Source organism: Streptomyces hawaiiensis (genome assembly GCF_004803895.1).
Classification (GTDB): domain Bacteria; phylum Actinomycetota; class Actinomycetes; order Streptomycetales; family Streptomycetaceae; genus Streptomyces; species Streptomyces hawaiiensis.
Genome location: NZ_CP021978.1, coordinates 4,783,138 through 4,801,255, shown reverse-complemented (window position 1 = coordinate 4,801,255; position 18,118 = coordinate 4,783,138). Strand labels below are relative to the sequence as shown.

General features: G+C 70.5%; 17 protein-coding genes. 9 read left to right on the top strand and 8 right to left on the bottom strand.

Annotated features, from left to right (window positions below):
• Window positions 1-185: 185 nt before the first annotated feature.
• From acs to CEB94_RS41010, 5 genes are all read left to right on the top strand, one after another.
• Window positions 186-2,141 carry an acetate--CoA ligase gene (acs, locus tag CEB94_RS22185; RefSeq protein ID WP_175433877.1) on the top strand — a complete coding sequence of 652 codons (1,956 nt, stop codon included), beginning with the start codon at window positions 186-188 and terminating at the stop codon, window positions 2,139-2,141.
• Between the two features lie 221 nt (window positions 2,142-2,362).
• The gene (gene nhaA, locus CEB94_RS22180; protein WP_175433876.1) at window positions 2,363-3,799 is read left to right on the top strand and encodes a Na+/H+ antiporter NhaA; all 1,437 of its coding nucleotides are present in this window, start codon (window positions 2,363-2,365) and stop codon (window positions 3,797-3,799) included.
• Window positions 3,800-3,920: 121 nt separating this feature from the next.
• Window positions 3,921-4,409 (top strand): phage holin family protein, encoded by a 489-nt coding sequence (locus tag CEB94_RS22175; RefSeq protein ID WP_175433875.1) that lies wholly within the window; start codon window positions 3,921-3,923, stop codon window positions 4,407-4,409.
• A complete protein-coding gene (locus tag CEB94_RS22170) occupies window positions 4,406-5,344 on the top strand; it encodes an alpha/beta fold hydrolase (RefSeq protein ID WP_175433874.1) in 939 nt (312 codons plus the stop codon). The genes CEB94_RS22175 and CEB94_RS22170 overlap by 4 nt, the downstream gene beginning before the upstream one ends.
• Window positions 5,345-5,471: 127 nt before the next feature.
• On the top strand, window positions 5,472-5,654 hold the full coding sequence (locus CEB94_RS41010; protein ID WP_246111880.1) for a hypothetical protein: 183 nt from the start codon (window positions 5,472-5,474) through the stop codon (window positions 5,652-5,654).
• A 51-nt stretch (window positions 5,655-5,705) separates the two neighbouring features.
• Here CEB94_RS41010 and CEB94_RS22165 read toward each other — a convergent pair whose 3' ends face one another.
• The 3 genes from CEB94_RS22165 to nth all read right to left on the bottom strand — a co-directional run bounded on the left by CEB94_RS22165 (window position 5,706) and on the right by nth (window position 8,767).
• Window positions 5,706-6,905 carry a MarP family serine protease gene (locus tag CEB94_RS22165; protein ID WP_175433873.1) on the bottom strand — a complete coding sequence of 400 codons (1,200 nt, stop codon included), beginning with the start codon at window positions 6,903-6,905 and terminating at the stop codon, window positions 5,706-5,708.
• Between the two features lie 13 nt (window positions 6,906-6,918).
• On the bottom strand, window positions 6,919-7,614 hold the full coding sequence (locus tag CEB94_RS22160; protein WP_175437112.1) for an NUDIX hydrolase: 696 nt from the start codon (window positions 7,612-7,614) through the stop codon (window positions 6,919-6,921).
• A gap of 136 nt (window positions 7,615-7,750) precedes the next feature.
• A complete protein-coding gene (nth, locus tag CEB94_RS22155; RefSeq protein ID WP_246111879.1) occupies window positions 7,751-8,767 on the bottom strand; it encodes an endonuclease III in 1,017 nt (338 codons plus the stop codon).
• Window positions 8,768-9,102: 335 nt separating this feature from the next.
• Here nth and CEB94_RS22150 point away from each other — a divergent pair, with 335 nt between their 5' ends.
• A complete protein-coding gene (locus CEB94_RS22150; RefSeq protein WP_020129286.1) occupies window positions 9,103-9,777 on the top strand; it encodes a Crp/Fnr family transcriptional regulator in 675 nt (224 codons plus the stop codon).
• Window positions 9,778-9,850: 73 nt separating this feature from the next.
• On the opposite strand, the gene CEB94_RS22145 is transcribed toward CEB94_RS22150, so the two are convergent.
• The 4 genes from CEB94_RS22145 to sp36 all read right to left on the bottom strand — a co-directional run bounded on the left by CEB94_RS22145 (window position 9,851) and on the right by sp36 (window position 12,249).
• A complete protein-coding gene (locus tag CEB94_RS22145; protein WP_175433871.1) occupies window positions 9,851-10,681 on the bottom strand; it encodes an MBL fold metallo-hydrolase in 831 nt (276 codons plus the stop codon).
• A complete protein-coding gene (locus tag CEB94_RS22140) occupies window positions 10,678-11,547 on the bottom strand; it encodes an NUDIX hydrolase (RefSeq protein WP_175433870.1) in 870 nt (289 codons plus the stop codon). The genes CEB94_RS22145 and CEB94_RS22140 overlap by 4 nt, the downstream gene beginning before the upstream one ends.
• An 82-nt stretch (window positions 11,548-11,629) precedes the next feature.
• Window positions 11,630-12,091, bottom strand: a complete 462-nt coding sequence (locus tag CEB94_RS22135; RefSeq protein ID WP_175433869.1) for a RidA family protein — start codon at window positions 12,089-12,091, stop codon at window positions 11,630-11,632.
• Window positions 12,091-12,249, bottom strand: a complete 159-nt coding sequence (gene sp36, locus CEB94_RS22130; protein WP_097218487.1) for a Sp36 family protein — start codon at window positions 12,247-12,249, stop codon at window positions 12,091-12,093. Before sp36 ends, CEB94_RS22135 begins: the two co-directional genes overlap by 1 nt.
• A 107-nt stretch (window positions 12,250-12,356) precedes the next feature.
• On the opposite strand from sp36, the gene bagA reads away from it, so the two are divergent.
• Together bagA and bagB are read left to right on the top strand one after the other, a co-directional pair.
• Window positions 12,357-13,334, top strand: coding sequence for an ATPase BagA (bagA, locus tag CEB94_RS22125; protein ID WP_175433868.1), 978 nt, complete (start codon window positions 12,357-12,359; stop codon window positions 13,332-13,334).
• Window positions 13,335-13,413: 79 nt separating this feature from the next.
• Window positions 13,414-14,832: an ATPase BagB gene (gene bagB / locus CEB94_RS22120; RefSeq protein WP_175433867.1), complete on the top strand. Its 1,419-nt coding sequence runs from the start codon at window positions 13,414-13,416 to the stop codon at window positions 14,830-14,832.
• 117 nt (window positions 14,833-14,949) lie between these two features.
• Here bagB and wblA read toward each other — a convergent pair whose 3' ends face one another.
• On the bottom strand, window positions 14,950-15,288 hold the full coding sequence (wblA, locus tag CEB94_RS22115) for a transcriptional regulator WblA (RefSeq protein WP_030846174.1): 339 nt from the start codon (window positions 15,286-15,288) through the stop codon (window positions 14,950-14,952).
• Window positions 15,289-15,697: 409 nt separating this feature from the next.
• Here wblA and CEB94_RS22110 point away from each other — a divergent pair, with 409 nt between their 5' ends.
• Window positions 15,698-17,995, top strand: a complete 2,298-nt coding sequence (locus CEB94_RS22110; RefSeq protein WP_175433866.1) for a transglycosylase domain-containing protein — start codon at window positions 15,698-15,700, stop codon at window positions 17,993-17,995.
• Window positions 17,996-18,118: the final 123 nt, after the last annotated feature.

Here is an 18,118-nt window from a genome sequence, read left to right as displayed (position 1 = left end):
GCGTGACGGGCAGCACACACACTGAACTTTCCCTGGTCGGCGTCCGTGGGTACGGATGACCCCGGTCCCCGACAGCACCGCCCAACAGGTCTAAACCAATTGGCGGTCGGCCCTTGTCATCGCACCCCCGGGTCTGATGAGCTGTGGCCTGGGACACAACGGACACCCTGGGAAAGGCAGATGCCGTGAGCAACGAAAGCCTGGCCAACCTGCTCAAGGAAGAGCGCAGGTTCGCACCCCCCGCCGACCTGGCCGCGAACGCCAACGTCACCGCGGAGGCGTATGAGCAGGCCAAGGCTGACAGGCTCGGCTTCTGGGCCGAGCAGGCCCGTCGGCTGACCTGGGCCAAGGAGCCCACCGAGACCCTCGACTGGTCGAACCCGCCGTTCGCCAAGTGGTTCAAGGACGGCGAACTCAACGTCGCCTACAACTGCGTCGACCGGCACGTGGAGGCCGGCCACGGCGACCGGGTCGCCATCCACTTCGAGGGCGAGCCCGGCGACAGCCGCGCTATCACCTACGCCGAGCTGAAGGACGAGGTCTCCAAGGCCGCCAACGCCCTGCTGGAGCTGGGAGTCCAGGCGGGCGACCGGGTCGCCGTCTACATGCCGATGATCCCCGAGACGGCGATCGCGATGCTGGCCTGCGCCCGGGTCGGCGCCGCCCACTCGGTCGTCTTCGGCGGCTTCTCCTCGGACGCGCTCGCCACCCGCATCCAGGACGCCGACGCGCGCGTGATCATCACCTCCGACGGCGGCTACCGGCGCGGCAAGCCCTCCGCGCTGAAGCCGGCCGTCGATGAGGCCGTCGAGAAAGCGGGCATCGTCGAGCACGTCCTGGTCGTGCGCCGCACGGGCCAGGAGGTCGCCTTCACCGAGGGCCGCGACGTCTGGTGGCACGACCTGGTGGGACGGCAGAGCGTCGAGCACACCCCGCAGGCGTTCAACGCCGAGCACCCGCTGTTCATCCTCTACACCTCGGGCACCACGGGTAAGCCGAAGGGCATCCTGCACACGTCCGGCGGCTACCTCACGCAGACCGCCTACACCCATCACGCCGTCTTCGACCTCAAGCCGGAGACCGACGTCTACTGGTGCACCGCCGACGTCGGCTGGGTCACCGGCCACTCGTACATCGTCTACGGCCCCCTGGCGAACGGCGCCACACAGGTCATGTACGAGGGCACGCCCGACACCCCTCACCAGGGCCGCTTCTGGGAGATCGTGCAGAAGTACGGCGTGACGATCCTCTACACCGCGCCGACCGCGATCCGTACGTTCATGAAGTGGGGCGACGACATCCCCGCCAAGTTCGACCTCAGCAGCCTCAGGGTGCTGGGCTCGGTGGGCGAGCCGATCAACCCCGAGGCGTGGATCTGGTACCGCAAGAACATCGGCGGCGACCGCACCCCGGTCGTGGACACCTGGTGGCAGACCGAGACCGGCGCGATGATGATCACCCCGCTGCCGGGCGTGACCGCCACCAAGCCCGGCTCGGCACAGACGCCGCTGCCCGGCATCGCCGCGACGGTCGTCGACGACGAGGCCAACGAGGTACCCGCCGGCGGGGGCGGCTACCTGGTGCTGACCGAGCCGTGGCCGTCGATGCTGCGCACCATCTGGGGCGACGACCAGCGGTTCATCGACACCTACTGGTCGCGCTTCGAGGGCAAGTACTTCGCCGGTGACGGCGCCAAGAAGGACGACGACGGCGACATCTGGCTGCTCGGCCGGGTCGACGACGTCATGCTCGTCTCCGGCCACAACATCTCCACCACCGAGGTCGAATCCGCGCTGGTCTCCCACCCCTCGGTCGCCGAGGCCGCCGTGGTCGGCGCGGCGGACGAGACGACCGGTCAGGCGATCGTCGCGTTCGTGATCCTGCGCGGTACGGCCACCGAGACCGAGACCCTGGTCGGCGAACTGCGCGCCCACGTCGGCAACACGCTGGGCCCGATCGCCAAGCCCAAGCGGATCCTGCCGGTGGCCGAGCTGCCCAAGACCCGCTCCGGCAAGATCATGCGCCGTCTGCTGCGGGACGTCGCCGAGAACCGCCAGCTGGGTGACGTCACCACGCTGACCGACTCCACGGTCATGGCCCTCATCCAGGACAAGCTGCCGGCCGCGCCCAGCGAGGACTGAGCGGCATAGCGGAACGGACGAAGGGCACCCGGCAGACGGCACGCCGGGTGCCCTGGTGACGCCCGTGGTGAGTTTGCCGGGCGCCCTTGTGACGCCCGTGGTGAGATCGCGTACGATCAGCCGCACGTTTAGCTAAACTAAGCAAAACAACTGCTCCATGGTGCGCCGGGAAGTCTGGTCGGCATGTGTTCGGTCCTGCCCACCGACCGGAGGTCTCCCCCGTGACCGCGCCCCGCTCCACCACCCCCCGCAAAGTCCTCGGCCGGCTGTCGCTGCCCGAGCGGACCTACGTGGCGAACGCGCTGCGTACGGAGACCGTGGGCGGGGTGCTGCTGCTCGCCGCCGCGGTGATCGCGCTGCTCTGGGCGAACATCCCCGCGCTGCGCGGCAGCTACGACAGCGTCTCCCACTTCCACCTCGGCCCCGCCGCCCTCGGCCTCGACCTGTCCATCGCGCACTGGGCCGCCGACGGACTGCTGGCGGTCTTCTTCTTCGTCGCCGGGATCGAGCTCAAACGGGAACTCGTGGCGGGCGACCTGCGCGACCCGAAAGCCGCCGCGCTCCCGGTCGTCGCCGCGCTCTGCGGCATGGCCGTACCGGCGCTCGTCTACACCGTCACCGTCGTCGCCGGCGGTGGCTCCCTGGCCGGCTGGGCCGTGCCGACCGCGACCGACATCGCCTTCGCGCTCGCCGTGCTCGCCGTCATCGGCACGTCCCTGCCGAGCGCGCTGCGGGCCTTCCTGCTCACGCTCGCCGTCGTCGACGACCTCTTCGCGATCCTGATCATCGCGGTGTTCTTCACCGCCGAACTGAACTTCGCCGCGCTCGGCGGCGCCGTCGCGGGACTGGTGGTGTTCTGGCTGCTGCTGCGCAAGGGCGTACGCGGCTGGTACGTGTACGTGCCGCTCGCCCTCGTCATCTGGGCGCTGATGTACAACAGCGGCGTCCACGCCACCGTCGCCGGCGTCGCCATGGGCCTGATGCTGCGCTGCCACCGCCACGAGGGTGAGGACCGCTCCCCCGGCGAGCGCATCGAGCACCTCGTACGGCCCCTGTCCGCGGGGCTGGCCGTCCCGCTGTTCGCGCTGTTCAGCGCGGGCGTCGCGGTGTCCGGCGGGGCGCTCGCGGAGGTGTTCACCGAGCCGGAGACCCTCGGCGTCGTCCTCGGGCTCGTCGTCGGCAAGGCGCTCGGCATCTTCGGCGGGACGTGGCTGGCGGCCCGTTTCACCCGCGCCTCGCTCAGCGACGACCTCGCCTGGGCGGACGTGTTCGCCGTGGCGACCCTCGCCGGCATCGGCTTCACCGTGTCGCTGCTCATCGGCGAACTCGCCTTCGCCGGCGACCAGACGCTGACGAACCAGGTCAAGGTTGCCGTCCTGCTGGGATCGCTCATCGCCGCGACACTCGCGACCGTCCTGCTGAAGTTGCGGAACGCCAAGTACCGCCGCCTGTGGGAGGACGAGGAGCGCGACGAGGACGCCGACGGCGTCCCGGACGTCTACGAGGAGGACGACCCGGCGTACCACCTGCGACTCGCCGCCCTCTACGAGCGCAAGGCCGTCGAACACCGCCGCATCGCCCAGGAGAAGGCAGCGGCGCGCCACGGGCTTGCCGAAGTACCGGGCGGGGCAAGCGAGGACCACCACCGTCCGGCATGATCTGACGAGACGGTACAAAAGACGGGACCGTACGCAGTCATGCCGTGCGCAGTCGGACGACTGGGCACGAGTCAGACAGAAGACGCGGACATCGGACCGTACGCAGAAGAGGGAGACCGCGATGAGCGCACCCGACGGCAGCCCGGTCGGCGCCGAACGCAGCATCGGCCAGCTGTTCGCCTCGGCGACGGCGGAAATGTCGGCGCTGGTGCACGACGAGATCGCGCTGGCGAAGGCGCAGCTCAAGCAGGACGTGAAGCGCGGCGCGACCAGCGGCGGCGCCTTCTCGGCGGCCGGCGCGGTGCTGATCTTCTCCCTGCCGATGCTTAACTTCGCGCTGGCGTACGGCATCCGCACCTGGAGCGACTGGAACCTCGCGGTCTGCTTCCTGCTGTCGTTCGCGGCGAACGTGCTGGTCGCGCTCGTCCTCGCGCTGGTCGGCATCGTCTTCGCGAAGAAGGCCAAGAAGAGCAAGGGCCCGCAGAAGGTCGCCGCCTCGATGAAGGAGACCGCGGGCGTTCTGCAGAAGGCCAAGCCGCACCCGCGGCCGGAGCTCCCGCAGGACCGGGTCCCCGAGGCCATCGAGGCTGTGGCACGCTCGTCATCATGACGGACCCCGCCACACCTTCGGCACCACCGGCTCCGGCCGTCCTGCTGGACGGCCCCTGGAGCCATCGCGACGTCGCCGCCAACGGCGCCCGCTTCCACATCGCCGAGCTGGGCGACGGTCCACTGGTGCTGCTGCTGCACGGGTTCCCGCAGTTCTGGTGGACCTGGCGGCACCAGCTCGTGGCACTCGCCGACGCGGGCTTCCGGGCCGTCGCCATGGACCTGCGGGGCGTCGGCGGCAGCGACCGCACGCCGCGCGGCTACGACCCCGCCAACCTCGCGCTCGACGTCACGGGCGTCATCCGCTCCCTCGGTGAGCCGGATGCCGCGCTGGTCGGCCACGACCTGGGCGGATACCTCGCGTGGACGGCGGCCGCGATGCGCCCCAAGCTGGTGCGGCGGCTGGCCGTCGCGTCCATGCCACACCCGCGGCGCTGGCGCTCGGCCATGCTGAGAGACGTCAAGCAGACCCGCGCCGGTTCACACATCTGGGGGTTCCAGCGGCCCTGGATCCCGGAGCGGCAGCTCACCGCCGACGACGGGGCGCTCGTGGCAGAGCTGATCCAGGAGTGGTCCGGGCCGCGCCCGCCCGAGGACGAGGCGCTCGAGACGTACCGCCGCGCCATGTGCATCCCCTCCGCGGCGCACTGCGCGGTCGAGCCGTACCGCTGGATGGTGCGCTCCCTGGCCCGCCCGGACGGCATCCAGTTCAACCGGCGGATGAAGCGGCCCGTGCGGGTGCCGACCCTCCATCTGCACGGCTCGCTCGACCCCGTGATGCGCACGCGCAGCGCGGCCGGGTCCGGCGAGTACGTCGAAGCCCCCTACCGGTGGCGCCTGTTCGACGGCCTCGGCCACTTCCCGCACGAGGAGGACCCCGTCGCGTTCTCCTCGGAACTCATCAACTGGCTGCGGGATCCCGAACCCGACCGGTGATCGATCGCCCCCGCCCGGTACCGGCACGTGAACGCTTGTCCTACGAACGGCCAATTGCCCGGCGCATAGGCCAATTGGACGCCCGGGGAGCGGTTATCGACCATGGGGCGGGGGCACACGTCGGGGTATGGGCTGGACGCACGACTACAGTGACGCAACCCGCAATCGCCGCTCGGCGGGCGGTGCGAACCCCCACCGGCGAAGCGGCGCACCGCAGATGGTGACCGCGGACCCCAGGGTCGGGATTCCGCGTATCCTCCGCCGCCGGGCCCGCTGGGTCTCCGTACGTCTGCGTCCCACACGCGACTGAGGCGTCACCCGCGCGAGTGACGCCCCGACACCTCCCGCTCCAGGACCGCTCCTAGAGCGCGCAGCTGTCGCTGCCCACCTGCCGGTTGGCGGTGCGCCCCTTGGTGATGTCCTCCTGGATCTCGTCCACGGTCAGCGCGTATCCCGTCTCGGCGTCGTCGAGCGACTTGGCGAAGACGACGCCGTAGACCCTGCCGTCGGGTGTGAGCAGCGGGCCGCCGGAGTTGCCCTGGCGGACGGTCGCGAAGAGGGAGTAGACGTCGCGGCGGACCGTGCCGCGGTGGTAGATGTCCGGGCCGTTGGCCGTGATGCGGCCACGCACGCGCGCGGCCCGCACGTCGTACGCCCCGTTCTCCGGGAAGCCCGCGACGATCGCGCTGTCGCCGCTGCTCGCGTCCTTCTCGGTGAACCGCAGCGCGGGCGCCTTGAGATTCGGCACGTCGAGGACGGCGATGTCGCGCCGCCAGTCGTAGAGCACGACCTTGGCGTCGTACTTCCTGCCCTCGCCGCCTATCTGCACGGTCGGCTCGTCGACTCCGCCCACCACGTGCGCGTTCGTCATCACGCGGCGGTTCGAGAAGACGAAGCCGGTGCCCTCCAGGACCTTGCCGCAGCTCGGGGCCGTGCCCATGACCTTGACGATGGAGCGCTGGGCGCGGCTCGCCACCGGGCTGTCCGCCAGCGCTCGGTCCGGGGGCCGGACGTCGGTGATCGGCTCGTTGGAGAACGGGCTGAAGACCTGCGGGAAGCCGTTCTGCGCGAGGACGGAGGAGAAGTCCGCGAACCAGGTGGCCGCCTGGTCCGGCAGGGCCTGCGAGACGCCCAGCAGCACCTTGGAGTTGCGGACCTCCTTGCCGAGCGTCGGCAGCGTCGTGCCCGCGAGGGCCGAGCCGATCAGCCAGGCGACCAGGAGCATCGCCACGACGTTGACCAAGGCGCCACCGGTGGCGTCGAGGGCCCGGGCCGGGGACCATGTGATGTGCCGGCGCAGCTTGTTGCCGAGGTGGGTGGTGAGGGCCTGGCCGACGGAGGCGCAGACGATGACGACGACGACCGCGACGACGGCGGCGGTCGTGCTCACCTCCGCGTTGTCCGTCAGCGCGTCCCAGATGACGGGCAGCACGTATACGGCGACGAGGCCGCCGCCCAGGAAGCCGATCACCGACAGGATGCCGACGACGAACCCCTGGCGGTACCCCACGACCGCGAACCACACGGCGGCGACCAGCAACAAGATGTCCAGCACGTTCACGGAGGCCACCCTGTCATGCGCGCCAGTCGAGCGGGACCTGCTTCTCGCGGTCCCAGGGCCGCTCCCAGCCCGCGAAGTGCAGCAGCCGGTCGATGATGCCGGCCGTGAAACCCCACACAAGGGCTGATTCGACCAGAAATGCCGGACCTCGGTGGCCGCTGGGGTGGACGGTCGTCGCCCGGTTGGCGGGATCCGTGAGATCCACCACGGGGACGGTGAAGACCCTGGCGGTTTCGTTCGGGTCGACGACGCCGACCGGGCTCGGTTCCCGCCACCAGCCCAGCACGGGAGTGACGACGAAGCCGCTGACCGGGATGTAGAGCCGGGGCAGGACGCCGAAGAGCTGGACGCCGGAGGCATCGAGGCCGGTCTCCTCCTCCGCCTCGCGCAGGGCGGCCCGCAGCGGGCCGTCGCCCCTCGGGTCACCGTCCTCCGGGTCGAGGGCGCCGCCCGGGAACGAGGGCTGCCCGGCGTGCGAGCGCAGGGAGCTCGCGCGCTCCATGAGCAGCAGCTCCGGCCCGTGCGTGCCCTCGCCGAACAGGACCAGCACGGCGGACTGGCGCCCGGCGCCGTCCTCCGGCGGCAGGAACCGGCTCAGCTGGCTCGGGCGGACCGTCTCCACGGCGTGCACCACCGGGTCCAGCCAGCCGGGCAGCCCGTCCTTGCTCAGCGCCACCCGGCCGCCCTGTGTGTCGCTCGCCCGCGTCATCGCCACCCCCGTCGTCCTGCCGCATCCAACGCGCGACGGCCCTGAGATCGTTCCGCGAACGCCCGGGATCCCCTGAACGGGCGGCGCGTCGGGCTCTTCGGGTGGCGCAGCGGATGCTTCGGGCGGCTCGGGCAGCTCATCCGGCCCCCAGCGGCGGCGCCGGTTTGCCGCCCGCGTCCAGGTAGGCCTGTGGGGGCTTCAGACGCTGGCCGGGGAAGCCGCCCTTCTCGTATTTGAGGAGCTTCTTCGCCTTCTCCGGGTCGGTCTCGCCCTCGCCGTACGCCGGGCAGAGCGGGGCGATCGGGCAGGCCCCGCACGCGGGCTTGCGGGCGTGGCAGATGCGGCGGCCGTGCCAGATCACGTGGTGCGAGAGATCCGTCCAGTCGCTCTTGGGGAAGAGCGCGCCGATGGCGGCCTCGATCTTGTCCGGGTCGCTCTCGCCGGTCCACCGCCAGCGGCGCACCAGGCGCTGGAAGTGCGTGTCCACGGTGATGCCGGGGCGGCCGAAGGCGTTGCCGAGCACGACGAACGCGGTCTTGCGGCCGACGCCGGGCAGCTTGACCAGGTCCTCCAGCCGGCCGGGCACCTCACCGCCGAAGTCCTCCACCAGGGCCTTCGACAGCCCTGTCACCGACTTCGTCTTGGCCCGGAAGAAGCCGCACGGGCGGAGGATCTCCTCCACCTCCTCGGGGTTGGCGGCGGCCAAATCCTCCGGGGTCGGGTACTTGGCGAAGAGGGAGGGTGTCGTCTGGTTGACGCGCAGGTCGGTCGTCTGGGCGGACAGGACTGTGGCGACGACCAGTTGGAAGGGGTTCTCGAAGTCCAGCTCGGGGTGCGCGTACGGAAAGACCTCGGCGAGTTCGCGGTTGATACGGCGGGCCCGGCGGACCAGGGCGGTACGCGACTCGTCACCCGGTGGGTGGACGACGGTCTTTGCGGGGGCGGTGCCTTTGAGGCGGGCGGTGGCCTTCTTGGGCGCGACCACGACCTTCCTGGCCGCGGGCGCCTTCTTCACGGCGGCACCCTTCGAGGCCTTCTTGGCGGCAGAGGCCGCCGAGGTCTTGGAAGCAGCCTTCTTCGCAGCCGTCGTCTGCTTCGTGGACGCGGCCTTCTTCGCGGCCGTCGTCTGCTTCGTGGACGCGGCTTTCTTCACTGGTTCCGTCTTGTTCTGTTTCGCCGTTTTCCTACCGCCATCGGGGCTCTGTTCGCCCACAGCGGAATCGCGACGTACAACCACCCGCGCAGCCCCCTCGGCCTGTGCTCTCACCGGCGATTTGGACACCCGGCCAGCCTAAGGCCCGGCACGGACATCCGCCCCGGCCCCTGAAGATCGGCGCCCAATTGGACCCCTGCCGCGTACCCCGGGACACGTGTGCGGCATCCTTGTGACAGATCACACTGTTTGGACCGCCCGACAAAATGGGCACCACGGTCCCTCGGTACACGGGGGAGCAAGATCCCCTGAGCAGGTCGAATAGGAGAGAACTCGTGGACGACGTTCTGCGGCGCAATCCGCTCTTCGCGGCGCTCGATGACGAGCAGGCCGCGGAGCTCCGCGCCTCCATGAGTGAGGTGACCCTCGCCCGCGGTGACTCGCTGTTCCATGAGGGCGACCCCGGTGACCGCCTGTACGTGGTCACGGAGGGCAAGGTGAAACTCCACCGCACGTCCCCCGACGGCCGCGAGAACATGCTGGCCGTGGTCGGTCCCAGCGAGCTCATCGGCGAGCTGTCGCTGTTCGACCCGGGCCCGCGCACGGCGACCGCCACGGCACTGACCGAGGTCAAGCTGCTCGGCCTCGGCCATGGCGACCTCCAGCCCTGGCTGAACGCCCGCCCGGAGGTGGCCACGGCGCTCCTGCGCGCCGTCGCGCGCCGCCTGCGCAAGACCAACGACGCGATGTCCGACCTCGTCTTCTCGGACGTCCCGGGCCGTGTCGCCCGTGCCCTGCTCGACCTGTCGCGCCGGTTCGGCGTGCAGTCCGAGGAGGGCATCCACGTCGTGCACGACCTCACGCAGGAGGAGCTGGCCCAACTGGTCGGCGCGTCCCGCGAGACGGTCAACAAGGCCCTCGCGGACTTCGCCCAGCGCGGCTGGCTGCGCCTGGAAGCCCGCGCGGTGATCCTCCTGGACGTGGAGCGCCTCGCCAAGCGCTCACGCTGAACACACACCTGGCCGTACGTCATCGGGCCCCGTCTCCTCACGAGACGGGGCCCGACGTCGTTTCGGCGCGCGGTCAGATGAGCCCGTGCTCCTCCAGGTAGTCCAGCTGGGCCCGTACCGACAGTTCCGCCGCCGGCCACAGGGAGCGGTCCACGTCCGCGTAGACGTGGGCGACGATCTCCGTGGGGGTGCGGTAGCCGTCCTCGACGGCCGTCTCGACCTGGGCGAGGCGGTGGGCGCGGTGGGCGAGGTAGTACTCGACGGCGCCCTGGGCGTCGTCCAGGACCGGGCCGTGGCCGGGCAGGACCGTGTGGACGCCGTCGTCGACCGTGAGGGAGCGCAGGCGGCGCAGGGAGTCCAGGTAGTCGCCGAGGCGGCCGTCGGGGTGGGCCACGACCGTCGTGCCGCGGCCGAGGATCGTGTCGCCGGTGAGGACCGCCCGGTCGGCCGGGAGGTGGAAGGAGAGGGAGTCGGCGGTGTGCCCGGGGGTCGCTACGACGCGCAGCTCCAGCCCACCGGTGGTGATCACGTCTCCGGCGGCCAGGCCCTCGTCGCCCAGCCGCAGTGCCGGGTCGAGGGCACGCACGCGCGTGCCGGTCAGTTCGGCGAACCGGGCGGCGCCCTCCGCGTGGTCGGGGTGGCCGTGGGTCAGCAGGGTCAGGGCGACGCGCTTGCCGGCCTGCTCGGCCGTGGCGACGACCTGGCGCAGGTGTCCGTCGTCCAGCGGACCCGGGTCTACCACCACGGCCAGGTCGGAGTCGGGCTCGGAGAGGATCCAGGTGTTCGTGCCGTCCAGGGTCATCGCCGACGCGTTGGGCGCCAGGACGTTGACGGCCCGCGCGGTGGCGGGTCCCGGGAGGACGCCGCCGCGGGGCTGGCCGGGAAGGGCTGCTGCGTCCGTCATGCGGTGGCTCCACCGGTCGGGATGTGCTTGGTGAACTCGTCGTGGCCGGGCCAGGAGAGCACGATCTCGCCGTCCACCAGGCGGGCGGTGGCCAGGACGGGCGTCAGGTCACGCCCCGGGGCGGCCTCGAGCGCCCGGGCGGCCGTCCCGTACTCCGTCAGCTGGCGCAAGGTGGCGATCGTCGGCGGCATCATCAGGAGCTCGCCCTTGTCGTACCCGGCCGCCGCCTCGCGCGGGGCGATCCACACCGTGCGGTCGGCCTCGGTGGAGGCGTTGCGGGTGCGCTGCCCCTCGGGGAGCGCGGCGACGAAGAACCAGGTGTCGTAGCGGCGGGACTCGAACTCCGGGGTGATCCAGCGGGTCCAGGCGCCGAGCAGGTCGGAGCGCAGGACCAGGCCGCGACGGTCCAGGAACTCCGCGAAGGACAGGTCCCGGGCGACCAGGGCGGCCCGGTCCGCCTCCCAGTCGTCGCCGGTGGTGTCACCGACGACCGCGTCGGGGGCCGGCCCGGCGAGCAGCACGCCCGCCTCCTCGTACGTCTCGCGTACGGCCGCGCAGACGATCGCCTGGGCCGCCGTCTCGTCGACGCCGAGCCGGTCCGCCCACCACGCGCGCGTGGGGCCCGCCCAGCGGACGTGATGGTCGTCGTCGCGCGGGTCGACACCGCCGCCCGGATACGCGTACGCGCCTCCGGCGAAGGCCATGGAGGCGCGTCTGCGCAGCATGTGGACGGCGGGGCCACTGCCGGTGTCCTTCAGGAGCATGACGGTGGCCGCGCGCTTCGGGGTCACCGGGGTGAGGGTGCCTTCCGCGAGTGCGCGGATGCGGTCCGGCCACTCCGGGGGGTACCACTGACCGTTCGCCATGAGCGCGAGGCTATCCCGTGACGGGCGGATGTTCGAGTGGCCCCGGGGGCGGATTCCGCAGCTGGGGCCGTGGAAGAGGGTGCTACGCGAGCTCCACCTGGATCTCGACCTCGACCGGTGCGTCCAGCGGGAGCACCGCCACGCCCACCGCGCTGCGCGCGTGCACGCCCTTGTCGCCGAGGACCTCGCCGAGCAGCTCGCTCGCGCCGTTCAGCACCGCGGGCTGGCCCGTGAAGTCCGAGGCCGAGGCCACGAAGCCGACGACCTTCACCACGCGCGCGATGCGGTCCAGGTCACCGGCGACGGACTTCACTGCGGCCAGGGCGTTCAGCGCACACGTGCGTGCCAGCTCCTTGGCCTCCTCCGGGGTGACCTCGGCGCCGACCTTGCCGGTGACCGGAAGCTTGCCCTCCACCATCGGGAGCTGCCCGGCGGTGTAGACGTACGGTCCGGACTGCACGGCCGGCTGGTACGCGGCGAGCGGCGGGACCACGTCGGGCAGGCTCAGGCCGAGCTCGGCCAGCTTCGCCTCGACGGCGCCCACTACTGCTTCTCCCGCTTCAGGTAGGCCACGAGCTGCTCGGGGTTGTTCGGCCCGGGCACGACCTGGACGAGCTCCCAGCCGTCCTCGCCCCAGGTGTCCAGAATCTGCTTCGTGGCGTGGACGAGCAGCGGCACGGTTGAGTATTCCCACTTGGTCATGCGGCCGACTCTAGCCGCTGCCCCGCAGGGGTCACGCGGCCGACCACGGCACGGGTTATCCACAGCCTCCCGCGTAGCCCGGGCGCGGACTGGTTAGGCTCGAATACGTGAGCAGGCTCCAGGTCGTCAGCGGCAAGGGCGGTACCGGCAAGACCACGGTGGCCGCGGCCCTAGCGCTGGCCCTGGCCACGGAGGGGAAGCGGACGCTTCTCGTCGAGGTCGAGGGCCGTCAGGGCATCGCGCAGCTCTTCGAAACGGAGGCGCTGCCTTATGAGGAACGGAAAATCGCGGTAGCACCCGGGGGCGGGGAGGTGTACGCACTCGCCATCGACCCCGAACTGGCCCTTCTGGACTACCTCCAGATGTTCTACAAGCTGGGAAGTGCCGGGCGGGCCCTGAAGAAGCTCGGCGCGATCGACTTCGCCACCACCATCGCGCCCGGCCTCAGGGACGTCCTCCTGACCGGCAAGGCGTGCGAGGCGGTGCGCCGCAAGGAGCGCAGCGGGCGGTTCGCGTACGACTACGTCGTCATGGACGCCCCGCCGACCGGGCGGATCACGCGCTTCTTGAACGTGAACGACGAGGTGGCGGGCCTGGCCAAGATCGGCCCGATACACAATCAGGCTCAGGCCGTGATGCGGGTGCTGAAGTCACCCGAGACGGCCGTGCACCTGGTGACGCTGCTGGAGGAGATGCCGGTCCAGGAGACCGTGGACGGCATCGCCGAGTTGCGTTCGGCCCGGCTGCCGGTGGGGCGGCTCATCGTGAACATGGTCCGGCCGGAGGTGTTGGACGAGACCGATCTGGAACTCGTACGGACGGTCCCGCGTTCCACTGTCGCGCGGTCCCTGTCGTCCGCGGGGCTCGGCGGAGCGCGGCGCGGCGGGCACGCCGAGCGGCTGGTGGACCCGCTGCTCACGCAGGCCGAGGAGTACGCCGAGCGGTACACGCTGGAGCACGAGCAGCGGGCGGTCCTGGCCGACCTGGGCCTGCCGCTGCACGAACTGCCGCTGTTCACCGAGGGCATGGACCTCGCGGGGCTGTACGAGCTGGCCCGCGAGCTGCGCGAGCAGGGCGTGTCATGAGCCAGGACGGACAGGCAAGGCCCGTCATGAGCCAGGACGGACAGGCAAGGCCCGTCACGAGTCGGAAGCAGGGGATGTCATGAGTCGTCCGGACCCGGCCCACCACCGTCTGTCGCCGGCGCGTCTGCTCGACATAGATCCGCTGCTGGAGGACCCGAAGACCCGCATCGTGGTCTGCTGCGGCTCGGGCGGGGTCGGCAAGACCACGACCGCGGCGGCCCTGGGCCTGCGCGCCGCCGAGCGGGGCCGCAAGGTGGTCGTCCTGACCATCGACCCGGCCCGTCGGCTCGCCCAGTCCATGGGCATCGACTCCCTCGACAACACCCCGCGGCGGGTGAAGGGCATCGACGACTCCGCGGGTGGCGAGCTGCACGCGATGATGCTCGACATGAAGCGCACCTTCGACGAGATCGTCGAGGCGCACGCGGACCGCGAGCGGGCGGCCGCCATCCTGGGCAACCCCTTCTACCAGTCGCTCTCGGCGGGCTTCGCGGGCACGCAGGAGTACATGGCGATGGAGAAGCTCGGGCAGTTGCGCGCCCGGGACGAGTGGGACCTGATCGTCGTCGACACGCCGCCGTCCCGCTCGGCGCTGGACTTCCTGGACGCGCCCAAGCGGCTCGGTTCGTTCCTGGACGGGCGGCTGATCCGGCTGCTGACGGCCCCGGCGAAGCTGGGCGGCCGGGCCGGGATGAAGTTCCTGAACGTCGGGATGTCGATGATGACCGGCACCCTCGGCAAGCTGCTCGGCGGTCAGCTCCTCAAGGACGTCCAGACGTTCGTGTCCGCGATGGACACGACCTTCGGCGGCTTCCGCACCCGCGCGGACGCGACGTACAAGCTGCTCCAGGCGCCCGGCACGGCGTTCCTCGTGGTCGCGGCGCCGGAGCGGGACGCGCTGCGCGAGGCCGCGTACTTCGTGGAGCGGCTGGCCGCGGAGGACATGCCGCTCGCCGGTCTGGTGCTCAACCGGGTGCACGGCAGCGGCGCCGACCGGCTGTCGGCCGAGCGGGCGCTGGCCGCCGCGGAAAATCTTGAAGAGCCCCGCATTGTGGATCAGGAGGGCGGGAAAGCAGTACTTCGTAACTCCCCCGACGCACAGGACAGTTCAGACTCTCCCACGCCCGGAACACCAGCTCAGGCTGCGGCATCGGCTCCCGAGGACGGCTCCCCCACCGAGCACGCCGAAGACGCCGAGGCCACCGGGCACCCGGAGGACACCGAGCCGGCCGAGGACGCGGAGCGGTCCGTCGACCAGCTCACGGCAGGCCTGCTGAGACTGCACGCCGACCGCATGCAGCTGCTCTCCCGTGAGCAGCGCACGCGTGACCGCTTCACCGCGCTCCACCCCGAGGTGGCCGTGACGGAAGTGGCCGCGCTGCCCGGCGACGTGCACGACCTCGCGGGACTGCGCGACATCGGCGACCGGCTCGCGGCCGACGAACGCGAGCTTCCCGACCCCGCCGACCAGCCAGAGCCGCCCGAGGCGACTGCCTAAGGGCAACCCGGCCGGAGCGCAGGGCTCCTGAGCGACGTGGAAGAACTCGTAGGCGGCGGCGAAGGGCCCAAAAGGGGGCCCTCAGACCTGGACCTGCGGAATTCCCGGAGGGACTCCTCAGCTCACCGCCGCGTAGTTCTCGTAGATCTCGTCGTCGTCGAGGGGCAGAACACCGCACCCCCGCTCGTACTCCGTGCGCGCCGTCTCCAGCAGCCGACGCCAGGAGGTCACAGTGGGACGCCTGCGCAGCAGTGCGCGGCGCTCCCGCTCCGTCATGCCTCCCCACACGCCGAACTCGACGCGGTTGTCGAGCGCGTCGGCCAGGCACTCCGTGCGCACCGGGCATCCGGTGCACACCGCCTTGGCCCTGTTCTGCGCTGCTCCTTGAACGAACAGTTCATCCGGATCGGTAGTGCGGCAGGCCGCCTGCGCACTCCAGTCGACTACCCAGCCCATACCGGCGCCGTCCTCTCCCGAATCGAGGCTCCCCCACGGCGGCAAGCGGCATATTCACCGCCGCCAGTTGAGGACGTTACGGAAGGTGGGCACAGCGCAACACCCCCAGCGGGCCCAATCTTGAATGGCCCGAACGGACTATGGGTAAGCGGCAGATCACCCGGGGGAGTGAGCTGGCGACATACGCAACCTTCCCGGCAAACCGGGACAGTTCAGTTGCGTCACAACGGACGCCGTATGACACACAAGGCGGATTCGGACACGGTCCCACCAAAAAAGTTGGGGAACACCCGGAACGATTCGGGGTCGCCGGACGTATTGATACGTGACCTCACTGCTGTGACAGTTGAGAGCAGCTTAGGCCAAGGCCTATACGCCTGTCCGGCGAATGAGAACGTAGGCTGCCCTCATGCCAAAGAAGCGCTCGGGCGGTGGTCTGTCTCCCACGCAGCAGGCCGCCAAGTTCCTCGGTGTCAGTGTCCTCGCGGGAGCCGTGCTGGCCGGCATCGCACTCCCGGCGGTGGGCGCGCTGGGACTCGCGGCCAAGGGTTCGGTCGAGAGCTTCGACGAGCTCCCGGCCAACATGAAGACCCCGCCGCTGAGTCAGCGCACCACGATCCTCGACGCCGACGGCGGCCAGATCGCCACGGTCTACTCGCGCGACCGCACGGTGGTCCCCCTCAAGGATGTCTCGCCGTACATGCAGAAGGCGATCGTCGCGATCGAGGACTCGCGCTTCTACCAGCACGGCGCGGTCGACCTGAAGGGCGTCCTGCGCGCCCTCAACAAGAACGCGCAGACCGGCGGAGTCTCCGAGGGCGCCTCCACCCTTACGCAGCAGTACGTGAAGAACGTCTTCGTCGAGGAGGCGGGCGACGACCCGACGAAGGTCGCGGAGGCCACCCAGCAGACGATCGGCCGCAAGATCCGCGAGCTCAAGTACGCGATCCAGGTCGAGGAGGAGCTGGGGAAGAAGAAGATCCTCGAGAACTACCTGAACATCACGTTCTTCGGTCAGCAGGCCTACGGCGTCGAGGCCGCGGCCCAGCGCTACTTCTCCAAGTCCGCCAAGGACCTCAGCCTCGAGCAGTCGGCCCTGCTCGCCGGCATCGTCCAGTCGCCGAGCCGGTACGACCCGGTCAACGACGAGGCGGAGGCCACCAAGCGCCGCAACACCGTGTTGCAGCGCATGGCGGCCGTCGGCGACATCTCCCGGGCGCAGGCCACCGAGGCGATGAAGGCGCCGCTCGGACTGAAGGTCAGCAAGCCCAAGAACGGCTGCATCACGGCGGTCAAGGGCGCGGGCTTCTTCTGTGACTACGTGCGCGAGATCTTCCTGAACGACCCCGTCTTCGGCAAGACCAAGGAGCAGCGCGCGAAGGTCTGGAACCAGGGCGGCCTCACCATCCGCACCACCATGGAACCGCAGGCCCAGGACGCGGCGCAGCGGTCCATCAAGGAGCACGTCTACAAGAGCGACGAGGTGGCCACCGCCGTCTCCCTCGTCCAGCCCGGCACCGGCAAGATCCTCGCCATGGGCCAGTCGCGTCCGTACGGCTTCAAGAAGAACGAGACGCAGATCAACCTCTCCGTCGACCAGTCGATGGGCGGCGGCATGGGCTACCAGCCCGGTTCGACGTTCAAGCCGATCGTGGCCGCCGCGGCCATCGAGGACGGCATGCCGGCGAACAAGGTGTACTCGTCGCCGTACCAGATGGCGTACCCGAGTCCGGTCTCGGCCTGTGACGGCAAGCGGTGGGTGAACGACCGCGGCAACCCGGCCAAGCTCGAGAACGAGAACTCCTCCGAGGTCGGCCCGTACGACATGCGGGAGGCGACCGCCAAGTCGGTCAACACCTACTACGTGCAGATGATCAGCGACATCGGCATCTGCCCGGTGACGACGATGGCGAAGAAGATGGGCGTGGTGCGGGCCGACGGCGACAAGATGCCGCAGGTGCCCTCGATCGCCCTCGGCACCCAGGAGATGTCCCCGCTGACCATGGCGAACGCGTACGCGACGTTCGCCTCGCGCGGCATGTACTGCACGCCGGTCGCCATAGAGTCGGTCAGCCGGCGGGTCGGTGACAAGACCACCTCGCTCCAGGTCCCGAAGTCGACCTGCTCGCGCGCGATGTCGGAGAACACCGCGGACACCATCAACACGCTGCTGAAGGGCGTCGTCGAGGACGGCACGGGCAAGAAGGCCGGCCTCGGCAGCCGCCCCAGCGCCGGCAAGACCGGTACGACGGACGAGCGCTACGCGGCCTGGTTCGTGGGCTACACGCCGAACATGGCCGGTGCCGTGTGGGTCGGCGACCCCGCGCACAAGCGGAAGATGTCCGGCATCACCATCGGCGGCCGGTCGTACGGCAAGGTCTTCGGTGGCGAGGTTCCCGGCCCGATCTGGGGCGACATGATGACCGGCGCGCTGGAGGGCAAGCCCGTCGAGAACTTCAACACCGTCCACATCCCCGAAAGCAAGCCCCGGGGCGGCGGTGACAGGGACGACGGCGACCGTGACGACGGGGGCAACGGCGACAATGGCGGCAACGGTGGCAACGACGGCTTCATCGGCGGCCTGGTCGGCGGCAACGACGGCGGAGGCGGCGGCGGCGAGCCCACGCCTTCGTTCTCCATCCCGGAGGGCTTCTTCCGGGGCCAGGGCAACGGCGGCGGGAACGGCAACGGCGGCCGGTTCGGCTGAGCCACCGGCGTGACGGACGCAAGCGGCCCCCTCTTCCCGTACGGGAGGAGGGGGCCGCCTCTGTTACTGAGCCGAGAGCCGCTCAGCCGTGTCTGTGGACGATCACGGGGCCGATCGGCCTGC